Origin of the sequence: Winogradskyella damuponensis (assembly GCF_039538385.1) — a bacterium.
Taxonomy (GTDB): Bacteria; Bacteroidota; Bacteroidia; order Flavobacteriales; family Flavobacteriaceae; genus Winogradskyella; species Winogradskyella damuponensis.
In genome coordinates this window covers 1-13,045 of the sequence record NZ_BAABCB010000015.1, presented here as the reverse complement: position 1 = coordinate 13,045, position 13,045 = coordinate 1, and the positions used below count along the sequence as shown (strand labels likewise).

Genomic DNA, 13,045 nt, shown 5'->3' with positions numbered 1-13,045 from the left:
CGAAAACGCACACTTTTGAAGGCTCTAAAAATTTAGGTTTTGTAATTTTTATAAGCCCAAGATAAAATCGTAATATTGTAAACACAACCTTAGAATGAGCTCCATACGTTATTTCCGAAGAATGACGTTGGGCTTTGAAAGGACTTCCTAATAAATAAACCTCGATTATCGAGTGATGGTATTAAAAAACGCTACAATATTAGTTATAGACGATGATGTTGATGTATTAACAGCATTACGCCTGCTTTTAAAACCACTGGTTAAGGAAGTGGTTACCGAAAAAAATCCGAGTAATATTGCGTCTCAAATTGAGCGTACCTCCTACGACATTATCATTTTAGACATGAACTTTAATGGTTTGGTCAATACAGGTAACGAAGGTATTTTTTGGTTGAATAAAATTAGAAAGCAAAAACCTGAAACCTCTGTTATTTTAATGACCGCTTATGCTGATATTGATTTGGCGATAAGAGGATTAAAAGAAGGAGCTTCTGACTTTTTGATGAAACCTTGGAAGAATGAAAAAATCGTAGAAACGATTACAACGATTCTAAGTCAAAAGAAATCCCAAAACACTCAGAAGAAACAACTTAATAGCAATACAGTTGAAATCATTGGCGACAGTGATGTTATGACGGATGTCTTTACCAAACTTAAAAAAGTGGCACCAACAGATGCCAACGTTTTAATCCTTGGTGAAAACGGCACAGGTAAAGATTTAATTGCTCGTGCGCTTCATGATAACTCCAATAGAAAACACCAACCTTTTGTAAAGGTAGATGTTGGTGCTTTAACCGAATCATTATTTGAAAGTGAATTATTCGGGTATAAAAAAGGTGCGTTTACAGACGCTAGAGAAGACAGAAAAGGCCGTTTTGAAGCTGCCCATGGTGGTACATTATTTTTAGATGAGATTGGTAATATTAGTTTAGCCCAACAAGCAAGATTGCTCACCGTTTTACAGAATAGATATGTGACGCCTTTAGGTTCTAATACTTCAATTCCTATTGACATTCGCTTAGTTTGCGCGACGAATATTGACCCACAAATTTTAGCGGACGAAAAGAAATTTCGAAAAGATTTAATTTACAGAATAAATACGGTGGACATTATTGCGCCACCACTTAGAGATCGTGGCACAGATATTACCGAATTAGCACATCATTTTGTCACCTTATATGCCGAAAAATATAATAAAAGTCCGTTTTCATTTGATTCCGGATTTATTTCAAAATTAAAAAATCACGATTTCCCAGGTAATGTTAGAGAATTACAATACGTTTTAGAACGTGCTGTGATAATGACCGATGGTTCCGTTTTAAAACCTGAAGACTTAGTGTTTTCATCAATAGAACGTCCGTCCTCAGCAACCAGTATTACCACGAAAAGTTTAAACTTAGACGATTTAGAAAAAAATGCGATTTTAAATGTCCTTGAAAAAAATAAGGGCAACGTGTCTAAATCGGCTAAAGAACTGGGCATTACAAGAGCTGCTTTATACAGAAGATTAGAAAAGTATGAACTATAGAAGTTACATCTTTTGGCTCTTTTTTAGAATTCTACTTTTAGTGAGTACCATACTTGCATTAGCCTATACCATATACAAGGAACAGACGGCTTACATTGTAGTAATTAGCATTGCACTACTTTACTTATGTATTAATACCTACACATTTGTAAAACGACGATTTGTGGTGATGGATGATTTTTTTGAAGCAGTTAAGTATCGTGACTTTTCGAGATGGTTTCCAGAAGATAGAGGGCCAAAAGATATTCGTTTTTTATACACAGGCTTTAATGAAATTAATAGAACGATTAAAGAAATCAACTCTCAAAACGAAGCGCAATACGTTTACCTTCAAAAGATTTTAGAGATGGTAGACATTGGTATTATTGCGTATAATCTGGAATCGGGTGACGTGCTTTGGAGTAATGATTCTTTTGGGGAAACGCTAGATATGCCGTCGTTTAAAAATATTCGATTTGTAGAAAACAGAAAACCAGAATTATTCAATACTATTTTTGAAACCTACCATAGAGAACCGAATTCCATTTCGATTGCGCTTCAAAATGAAAGTATTAAAATATTAATTTCAGATACTGTATTTCAGGTTAAAGAGGATGCTTTCAAATTAATTGTGATTCAGAATATTGATGATACTTTAAATAAAAATGAATCGGAATCTTGGAAGAAACTTTTAAGTGTGATGACACACGAGATTATGAATTCTATTGCTCCGATTTCATCCTTAGCAGATACACTTCAAAAGAACTTACAATTAGCTATAGAACAACCTGAAGAAACACGCCTTGAGTTAGACGATTTAAATGCAGGAGTTAAAACCATTAAAAACCGTAGTGAAGGTCTTTTAAAATTTGCGAAGACCTATAGAAGTTTGAGTAAAGTAACCCACCTCAACCTACAACGTGTTAAAATTGACGACTTATTTAATAATCTTCAGTTGTTAATGGAACCTTCAATAAAGGCTAAAAATATAAGCATAGCATTTAATGTTACCTCTCCTAAACTAGAATTGGATATTGACACCCATCTTATAGAACAAGTCTTAATCAACCTTATTTTAAATGCTGTTGATGCTTGTAAAGACGGAGACCATCCCGAAATTAAAGTCCTTGCTTCTGAAAACCCAAATAGAGATATTGTGATTAAGGTTTTAGACAATGGCTCTGGAATTCCTAAAGACATTTTAGAAAATATCTTTGTACCGTTCTTTACTAGTAAAACCACAGGAAGCGGCATTGGATTAAGCCTTTGTAAGCAAATTATGTTGCTTCATAAAGGTAGAATTATTGTTAAAAGTGTAGAAGGCGAAGGTTCTGTATTTAGTTTGGTGTTTTAAAAACAATTGGTTTTACGTCACAACATACACTATAATTTAAAATCTAAGTATCTATAAAATTCTTATTTATCAAAAAAAATTACTCTTTAGATAATTTATCTAAGAACATCTTAATTGACATTTCTGACGGTATATCTAATCTCTTTTTTAATCGGCTTCTAGCAACTTTTACAGTATCAGGAGTTACATTTAAGATCGTAGCCGTTTCTTTAATAGAGAGATTCATTTTTGTTAATAAGCAATAGCGTATTTGGGTATCTGATAGATTAGGATACCTGTTTAATAATTTAGCAGACATTGTTGGGTATTCTGACTCTATCCTCTTAGTAATAATAGACATATCTGAAGCAGATCTTATAAGATTATCTATTTTACGCTTAGCCTCTTCTAACTTTGGAATTAGTGGTTTTTTTATTTCGTCTAGTTCGTTCTTTATTAACGTAAGTGTTTCTATACGTTGTGATAACGCTATAGCAGAAGCTTCTAGTTCATTTTCACGAAGCATAATTTTTTCTTCGAGTAGCTTTTTCTCATTACTCTTTAAGACTTCTATAACCTTTTCTCCTTTTTTATATTTTCTAAATAATAGAACACTTCCTAATAAAAGAATGATACTTACAAGTATGGCACTAATACTTAGATAATAAAGTTCTTGCTTTTTGTTTTTTATTTCAAGTAACTCCATGTCAAAAAGTATTTGCTGACTTTTTTGTTTTTCTTTAAGAAGTTTTATGTTAGAATCAATATAACTAGAAAGGGCTTTTTTCTCATTTGACCTTAAACTATCAACTAGCTCATCTTTCTTTTTATATACTTCTATGGCATTTAAGTATTGTTTTTTCTCGGTATAGTACTCGGCAAGCCTATCGTAAGTATCTTTCTTATATTCTGACCCAGATGCTAACTGAAGAGCTTCTTTTCTATAAGCAATTGCTTTATCTAAATTTCCTGCAGCATGATAGAATGTGCTTAAATAAGCTGTGTTATTAAAAATGAGTTGATGAGTATTATTTTCTATACAATATTTTCTCACAGCTAAGGCAGAATCAATAGCTTTTTGAACATCACCTAACCTAAAATAGTCATTTGCCAATCTGTTTTTAGTCCACCATATTCCATCAATATCATTATCTTTTATCGCTAAATCTAATAATGCTTTATGCATGGTATAGCTTTTTTCAGGCATGTCTTTATGAACATAATTTGCTGAAATATTTTTTAATAATCTCTTTTTTGTAAAAGACCCAATACCAACAGTATCTTTTAATAGAGGCGTGAGCACTTCGAGTGCTTTATCGTATTGGAATTTATGATAGTAAATTTCAGAAATCGAAATGTTGTAAGCTATAGATAACTTAATATTCCCTTTGGGGATTAATGGATAAACTTTAAAATAGCTTTCTAACCCTTGTTCAGGCAAACCAAAGCCATTAGCTAATATTTGACCTTTATTTAAGTAATATTCGGGAAGCTTTAACTCTTTAATTAACGAGGTGTCTGCTTGAATACTTTTTGTTGCGATTTTAGTTTCAAAAAGGTCTGCGTAATGTAAAACACTATCTAAATTTGCTCTTGAACTCACACCATGTTGCCACATTAGTGATTTATAAGCTGAAAGTATACCTTTAGTATAAGACAGTTTTTTTGATTGCCTTAAAAGTTTGTTATGTATAATATATGATTCTTCAGAAGCTTGTCCATAAAATTCATCATGCAAACTATCTAAGTCACTAATCTTAATTAGGCGTTCCTTATCTTGAGCATATAGCGAATTACAAAAGGCAAGCGATATAATGAGTAAAATTATTTTTTTTAAGACATTTAAAAACATAGTTGCTTTATAATTTTTATCAATTTGAGACGGTAATTCTTCTCAAAAAAAGAGTTATTATTCTTGTTTTGAAATTCAATAATTCTTTAAAGCCTTTAATGATAATGAAAGTTTACAATATAATTAAGGCAATTAAATTTATTTCAGATTTTTTATGATAATCATGATTTTTTAGTATGTTTTTTGTCAAAAATGAATGCTAATCTTAAGATAATATTAAACTCAAATTTTTTCTTTACAAATAATTTTAGCACTAATAACCTCCTTCAATATTATTGCTTTTTTTATTCATAGATATTTTAATTAACGCTGTTTTTATTAATACAAATTCAATTAAAATTCAATAACCCTACTTAATTCTCATTTTTTTAATACTGTTACTGATTTTTTTCTTGCAAATCTGCGTTTTTATTAACATACTGATTAACAGTAAATTAAAAACAATCATCTTTATTAATTTTAGCATGATTACCTTTTGATAACCTTTAAAATTCAAAAATAAGGAAGATAATGTTCAACTTTAGCTTCATAAGTTTTAAATATTTAAAAGAGCTAAATTTTAAAACTATTAAAACACTAACTTTTTAATCCAAACTTTATGAAAAAAATTACTTTTCTATTTATCGTAATGATTGCTTTTTGTTGGCGATCTAATGCACAATTTACAGAGAGCTTCGAAACCGAAATACCTGCAACTTGGACTATTTTAGATCTTTCAAGTACAAATTCTTGGGTGTGGGATGACACACCAGAAGGAGATGGTGCACAAGATGGCTCTGCTATTGCAAGGATAGAGTCTGGATATGATAATCCTAATGATGACTACTTAGTTACACCTCAAATTACGGTAACTTCTGGCTTAAACGACAGAATAACGTTCTATGTAAAATCAAGAAGTGGTACATTTCTAGAGCCTTATGAAGTACTATTATCCACTACAGCTGCTACTGCTGCCGATTTTACTGTAGTCTTACAAGAAGAAAGTAACGCGCCTGGAGAATGGACTAAGGTAACTTTAGATTTATCAGCTTATGATAGCCAATCCGTTTATGTTGCTATTAGATCAACATCACAAGATGAATGGGAATTGTATGTAGATAATTTTGTAAATGACACATTTCCTGCATGTATGGAGCCTACTGATTTAATAGTAGAAAACATATCTAATGCCACTGTTGATTTTGCATGGACAGAGAATGGTACAGCTACATCTTGGAATATAGAAATTGTAGATATTACTGCAGGTGAAACTGTAACTGGTACACCAACAGTTAGTGGGGCTACAAATCCTTATACAATAACCGGTTTAACGTCTAACAACGAATATGAAATATACGTACAAGCAGATTGTGGCACAGAAGGTCCATCTATTTGGGTAGGTCCTATCGCATTTACAACTGCTTGTGATGCTTTTACAGCACCTTATATACAAGATTTTGATAACGCAGGTGATATTCCAGATTGCTGGTCAATGTATAGCGATTCCGGACAAGAAGACTGGTTTTTCAATGAATCAGGCCCTAGCCATGTAGGTGACGGAGGTGACATAACAGGAACAACATTATCAAGTGGTTATTATGCTGTTTGTGATGCATCTAGTAATCATGGTCCTAGATATTTATTGAGTCCTCTTGTAGATGTAAGTACATTAACAACACCTGAATTACGTTTTTACGAAATAAGTGATGCTGAAGACTCAGATAACGCACAATTAGATGTTGAAATTTGGGATGGAGCAGCATGGAATCTTATGGCTACATATAATACGAATACAGTAGGTTGGGAATTAAAAACAATAGATATCAGTGGCTTAACATTTACAGGGCCAGCACAAGCGCGTTTTACGTTCTCTGAACCTAACGGAGGGAGTGATGATGATATCGCTATTGATGATGTCATTTTTGACAATCCTATAGCTTGTATCTTTCCTGCAGATTTAACAGTTGCAAATGTTACTGCCACAACAGCAGACTTAGCATGGACAGAAACGGGATCTGCTACAGCTTGGAATATTGAAATTGTAAATATAACTGCAGGTGAAACGGCAACAGGTGTAGCAACATTATCTGAAATTACCAATCCATATACTGTAACAGCTTTATTACCAGACACCAATTATGAATTTTATGTACAATCTAATTGTGGTGCAACCGATGGTAATTCATTTTGGGTAGGACCAGTATCATTTCAAACAGATTGTAATCCGCTTATGGCACCATATACAGAAGGTTTTGATAATGGTGGTGCAATACCAGATTGCTGGAGAATGTATAGCGATTCAGGAGAAGAAGATTGGATTTTTGAAGCATCAGGATTAAGCCATGTTGGAAACGACGGTGTAATAACAGGAAGTACAACATCAGGTGGTTTCTATGCAGCAGCAGATGCTTCTCAAGAACATGGGCCTAGATATTTATTGAGTCCTTTTGTAGACGTAAGTACACTGACAACACCTGCATTGAGTTTTTATGAAATAAGTAATTCTGAAGATTCAGCAAATGCTCAATTAGATGTAGAAGTTTGGGATGGTGCTGCTTGGAACCTTATGGCAACATACAATACAAACACATCCGGATGGGAATTAAAAACTTTAGATCTTAGTGGCTTGACTTTTACAGGACCAGCACAAGCAAGATTCACATATTCTGAAGTGATTGAACCAGGTGATTTTGATGATGATATCGCTATTGATGATGTTACTTTTGATGAAGCTCCTTTATGTATGTCTCCAACAGCATTAACGGTATCAAACATTACAACTACTTCAGCTGATTTAGCATGGACCGCTAACGGCACTGCTACAACTTGGAACATTGAAGTTATTAATATAACTGCAGGTGAAACGGCAACAGGTGTAGCAACAATATCTGGAGTTACAAATCCATATACACTTACAGATTTAACAGATGATACCCATTACGAGTTTTATGTACAATCTGAGTGTGATGCAAATGGAGTTTCTCTTTGGACTGGCCCTTACACATTTGCAACGGCAATTGTCCCTCCTGCATGTGGCGGTATCTTTGTAGATGGTGGCGGAAGCAACGGTAATTATTCAGATTCTGAATTTTCATCTACAACTATTCTTCCAGATTCTGCTGGACAAGCAGTAACTATTACGTTTACATACGTTGATATAGAAGTAGACACCTTTGGTCCTGGTGAACAAGATGGATGTTACGATTACTTAACCATATATAACGGTCCAGATAACACATACCCAGTTTTAGCTCAAACACTATGTGGACAAGACAGTGGTAATGGAGACAATACTATAGTTGCAAGTAGCGAACTTCATGTAGGAGACTTTTACACTTCTACAGATCCATCTGGAGCCTTAACTATTGAGTTTACATCTGACCCTTATACTAGCTTAACAGGATGGGAAGCAACAGTAACTTGTACTGCTTTAAGTGTTGATGATGTAGTTAATGAATCTGCATTTACCTATTTCCCTAATCCAGTAAAAAACACATTAACATTGAATGCTAAAAAAAGCATTGAAAATATAACTGTGTATAATATGCTAGGTCAAGAAGTATTAAGAACGACGCCTAATAACATTGCTAGTGAGTTAGACATGTCTAACTTAAATATAGGAACATATTTTGTTAAAGTAACTATAGCAAATGTTACAGAAACGATACGAGTACTTAAACAATAAATTTGTTTGTAAAAAACAAAAGCCACTTAATTTCACTTTGTGGCTTTTGTTTTTTTAAAACATACCTGAACAGGTCACCTGTTTATAAATTGACTGATTTTTTTAGCGAATTAAATAAAAACTGAAATGAATAAGAATATCTTCAAACTGACCTTTTTAGCATTCTGCATGCTTGGAAGTTCAATAGCCTTATGTCAAACAATATCTCCTCCAGTTGGAGTCTCTTGCCCGTCTAACAACTCTACGTTTGTATTTACAGCCGAATTTGATGATTCTGATGGATGGATAGGAGATATCACAAACAATAATATTGGGGGAAACTGGGAAATACCAGGAAATTCAGATAGTGGCTCAACAGGACCAAGTTCACCATATAGTGGCTCTAATTATATGAATTTTGAAGCTTCTGGTAATGTTAACCAAGAATCGGCATCAATAATTAGTCCTGTTATTGATCTTACTACAGCTACAGATAGCGCAGAACTATCTTTTTATATGCATGCCTATGGTGACAATATGGGAGAATTAGAAGTTGGAGTTTCTAATTCAATTTCTGGCCCATTTACTAATGTATTTACATGGACTGGTCAATTACAGACATCTAGTTCTGAAGCTTGGGTACCAGTAGGTGTAAACCTAGATGCTTATCTCGGGCAATCTATATATCTTGAGTTTAAAAATACTCGAGCAACTTTTAGCAGTAGAGCAGATATGTCTATTGATTTGGTACGTGTAGAAACTTGTGGAACATTTTGTATTTCGCCAACACTATCTCTTAATTACGTGAATTCTAATGACACATATGCTTTTGCCAGCTTTGCTTGGGAAGCTAATGATAGTGAATCGTCATGGGAGTATGTTGTTATCCCTTCGGGATCTAGCATTCCTTCATCGGGTACATTCTCTTCTGTTACAAGTATTATAGAAAACAACCTATTATTTGATACAGAGTATGATGTATATGTAAGAGCAAATTGTACAAATGGCAATAGTATTTGGGCAGGCCCTCTTACTTTTACAACACCAGTACAAACAGACTTTATCATTGATTGTAATGACGGCCCATTAGTGGAGTCTATGTGTTATGGAGATGATGGAGTGGTTAATCCCGAAGTCTTTACTTTTACGAGTACAGATGGCACCCCTTTAACTTTAACTTTTCAGTCTGGTTATATTCAAGAAGGATGGGATCCATTGGTAGTTATTGATACTGATGGCTCTCCTATCGTGGCTTACACTGATTATTTCTTTGGCAATGAAGGCAATCTAGCAGGCGTTTCTTATACATCTAGCGGTAATAGAATATCATTTTATATCGCTTCAGATGATTTTTTACCATCAAGTTGTGCTAGTGGAGACTTACCTATGAAAGACGGTATTAACTATACTGTTTCTTGTGCTACATGTACAAATTCAGAGTCAACCTTCGCATTTGTGGATGATTGTGACAATGGTGATCAATATTTATTGGATGTTAATGTTACATCATTAGGTAGCGCAACATCATTAACCTTATCTAACAATATAGACCCAAATACCACTACTATTACATCAACAGGCATTTACCAAATAGGACCTTTTCCTTTTAATGTGGATGTCATATACACTTTAAATAACGATCAAGATTTCAATTGTGTATTCAACAGTTTACCAATACAACTAACAGGCTGTATTCCTGACAACAATGATTGCTCAAACGCTACAATCGCAGTTGTAAATACAGATAACAGTTGTGACCAGTTAAATTTTGGTACGATTTTATCGGCAACCCCATCTGGTACACCTGATTCTTCTTGTTCAGGCGACCCTGATGATGATGTATGGTTTCAGTTTACAGCTTTACATAACAACCAAATAATATCATTTGAAAACATAGTTGTTAATGGTAATTCGTCAGGTATTAATCATGCTGTTTACGAAGGTAGTTGCGGCAACCTTAGTGAATTGTATTGTATGGATAGTACCACGAGCACTACTCCGCAATTAGTCATTGGTAATACTTATTATATAAGAGTATTTTCAGAAGGCTCTGAAGCTGAGGATGTAACTTTTGATTTATGTATTAAACCTGGTTTTAATAGCATAGAAGTAACTGATGATTCTCATACTATTGAAGAATTGATACAAGACGTATTATTTGGAAGTGATTGTGCTAATGTTTCAAATATTACATTTTCAACAGGTACGAGCTTTAGTAGCGATCAACCAAACGGGATAGGTTATTTTACAATGGACGGAGATGAATTCCCTTTTAGTGAAGGAGTTTTAATGAGTACAGGACATGCCATAGAAGCAGCCGGAACAAACGACAATCTAATGAGTGCAGGTGGAAGCGCATGGCCAGGAGATTATGACTTAGACAATAATTTTGGTATAAATTCTAGAAATGCAACTATAATAGAGTTTGACTTTGTACCCTATGTACCAGAAATTAGCTTTGATTTCCTAATGGCTTCAGAGGAATACACCGGAGCTATTGGTGGTACTGATGAATGTAATTTCTCAGATGCCTTTGCCTTTTTCTTAACAGATTCCAGCGATAACACAATTAATCTGGCAGTTATTCCATTTTCCGATACACCAATTTTAACAACTAATGTTCATCCGCAAAATTCTGAATGCCCTGCTATTAATGAAGAATATTTTGGAGAATATATCACAGAAAATTTACCACCAATGAATTATAATGGTAGAACAACTGTGTTTACGGCTCAAGCATCTGTAAATATTGGAGAAACTTACCGTATTAAGCTCATTGTTGCAGACGATAGAGATTCGCAATACGATACTGGAGTTTTCCTTAAAGCAGGTAGTTTTGATATTGGAGAATTAAGTTTAGGTGATGATATTACTATTGATGCAGGTACAGCAACTTGTTTAAATGAACCTGTAATTATAAACACACATGCACCTGAATTTCCACATGTTTGGTATAAAGACGGATTTGTTATTCCTGGTGAAACATCTTCTACGTTAACAATTACTGAATCTAATTATTATGACGTTCAAGTTATCTTCTCAGAAGACTGTATGATAACAGATGGTATTCTTGTTGAATTTCTACCAGAACCAATAGCGAATCCTGCTCCTGATTTATTTGAATGTTCTACAACAAACCAGGCATTCTTTCATCTTACCGAAAATGATGATGCTATTTTAGGGACTCAAGATTCATCAGACTATACTGTAACTTATCATATATCTGAACAAGATGCTATAGATAACTTAAGTGAATTGACGTCTCCTTACAATAACACATCAAACCCTCAGACAATTTATGTTAGAGTAGAAGATAATGCTACAGGTTGTTTTGCTACAACAACATTTGCTATAGCTACCTCTACTCCAACACATACAGCTGCAAGTGTAGACTTTATTGGATGTGATTTTGATAACGATGGCATTGTTAGTTTTGATTTATCAGAACACGATTCAGCCATCCTTAATGGTCAAGATGCTTCATTGTATAACGTTACTTATTACACATCTCAAGCAGATGCTATATTAGCTACAGGAGCAATTTCAGGAAATTATGATAGCTCAGGTGAAACTTTATTTGTGAGAGTAGAATCTAGTAATTATATAAATTGTTATGTAACTAATAGCTTCAATTTGGTAATTGGAAGTGAACCAGTTACAAATTTCTCTACAGATTTTGACTATGAAGTATGTCCTAATGCTTCAACTCCAATAATTATTGAGGCAATGCCAGAAAACTATTCACCTTCAGATGTATCTATTGTTTGGTATCGTGATGGTGGTGTTATAGATAACGAAAATAGCTTAAGCTTAGAGGTATTAGATGCTGGGTTATATGAAATTGAAGTCATATTTAATGATACAGGATGTAATCAATTTACAGAAGTTACAGTTATAGAATTAGACAACTGTGTTATTCCTCAAGGAATTTCACCAGGAGTCTCTCCTGGACAAAATGATTATTTCGATTTAAGCAGTTTTAATGTTACCAAACTAGAAATTTTTAATAGAAATGGAACCCTTGTATATTCTAAAACCAATTATACAAACGAATGGGAAGGCCAAACTAATGATGGAGAAGAACTTCCAGTAGGCACTTATTTCTACACTATGGAATATGAAGGAGGAAACAAAACAAGAAGTTCTTGGGTATACATTAACAGATAATCAACTAACAGAATCAACTTTATATAATGAAAAAACTCTCTATTATAGCGGTTTTGCTTTTAGCATTTCAAATGCATGGGCAACAAGACCCTCAGTACACACAGTACATGTATAATATGAATATAGTAAACCCTGCTTATGCAGGTTCAAGAGAAAATCTTTCTTTTGGACTACTATACAGAAACCAATGGACTAAAATTGAAGGTGGCCCTGAAACAGGTACATTCTTTGGTCATGCGCCAGTTGGAAATAATCTTGGAATAGGATTATCTATTATTGCAGATCATATTGGTCCTGTTAAAGAAACTAATGCTTATGTAGATGTCTCATATACCTTAAACTTAGGCAGCGAACACCGTTTAGCTTTTGGTGTAAAAGCAGGAGCTACATTCCATGACATTGATTTATCAAATGGAAACGTTGCTGTGATAGACACTAACGATCCTTTCTTTGGATTTGGTATTAATGAAACAACACCAAACATTGGTGCTGGTTTCTTTTACTACACTGAAAAATATTATTTATCATTATCTGTACCTAACT

6 protein-coding genes are annotated in these 13,045 nt (G+C 33.8%); 5 read left to right on the top strand and 1 reads right to left on the bottom strand.

All coding sequences use genetic code 11. From position 1 onward, the window contains the following. Window positions 1-175 precede the first annotated feature (175 nt). Both ABD730_RS05880 and ABD730_RS05875 read left to right on the top strand, forming a co-directional pair. Window positions 176-1,528, top strand: a complete 1,353-nt coding sequence (locus tag ABD730_RS05880; protein WP_344713775.1) for a sigma-54-dependent transcriptional regulator — start codon at window positions 176-178, stop codon at window positions 1,526-1,528. Then, entirely contained in the window at window positions 1,518-2,861 is a 1,344-nt protein-coding gene (locus tag ABD730_RS05875; RefSeq protein WP_344713251.1) for a sensor histidine kinase, read from the top strand. Before ABD730_RS05880 ends, ABD730_RS05875 begins: the two co-directional genes overlap by 11 nt. Before the next feature lie 79 nt (window positions 2,862-2,940). Here ABD730_RS05875 and ABD730_RS05870 read toward each other — a convergent pair whose 3' ends face one another. Further along, window positions 2,941-4,692, bottom strand: coding sequence for a hypothetical protein (locus ABD730_RS05870; protein ID WP_344713249.1), 1,752 nt, complete (start codon window positions 4,690-4,692; stop codon window positions 2,941-2,943). Between the two features lie 598 nt (window positions 4,693-5,290). On the opposite strand from ABD730_RS05870, the gene ABD730_RS05865 reads away from it, so the two are divergent. From ABD730_RS05865 to ABD730_RS05855, 3 genes are all read left to right on the top strand, one after another. Then, window positions 5,291-8,356 (top strand): T9SS-dependent choice-of-anchor J family protein, encoded by a 3,066-nt coding sequence (locus tag ABD730_RS05865; RefSeq protein WP_344713247.1) that lies wholly within the window; start codon window positions 5,291-5,293, stop codon window positions 8,354-8,356. Between the two features lie 126 nt (window positions 8,357-8,482). Continuing rightward, window positions 8,483-12,502, top strand: coding sequence for a choice-of-anchor L domain-containing protein (locus ABD730_RS05860; RefSeq protein WP_344713245.1), 4,020 nt, complete (start codon window positions 8,483-8,485; stop codon window positions 12,500-12,502). Between the two features lie 26 nt (window positions 12,503-12,528). Then, window positions 12,529-13,045 (top strand): PorP/SprF family type IX secretion system membrane protein (locus tag ABD730_RS05855; protein WP_344713243.1); only part of this gene is annotated, 517 nt, incomplete at its 3' end.

What these genes read in the sequence shown, in the direction of transcription:
- ABD730_RS05880 (WP_344713775.1), top strand. Translation starts at nt 176, where the DNA reads ATGGTATTAAAAAACGCTACAATATTAGTTATAGACGATGATGTTGAT.
- ABD730_RS05865 (WP_344713247.1), top strand. Translation starts at nt 5,291, where the DNA reads ATGAAAAAAATTACTTTTCTATTTATCGTAATGATTGCTTTTTGTTGG.
- ABD730_RS05860 (WP_344713245.1), top strand. Translation starts at nt 8,483, where the DNA reads ATGAATAAGAATATCTTCAAACTGACCTTTTTAGCATTCTGCATGCTT.
- ABD730_RS05875 (WP_344713251.1), top strand. Translation starts at nt 1,518, where the DNA reads ATGAACTATAGAAGTTACATCTTTTGGCTCTTTTTTAGAATTCTACTT.
- ABD730_RS05870 (WP_344713249.1), bottom strand. Translation starts at nt 4,692, where the DNA reads ATGTTTTTAAATGTCTTAAAAAAAATAATTTTACTCATTATATCGCTT.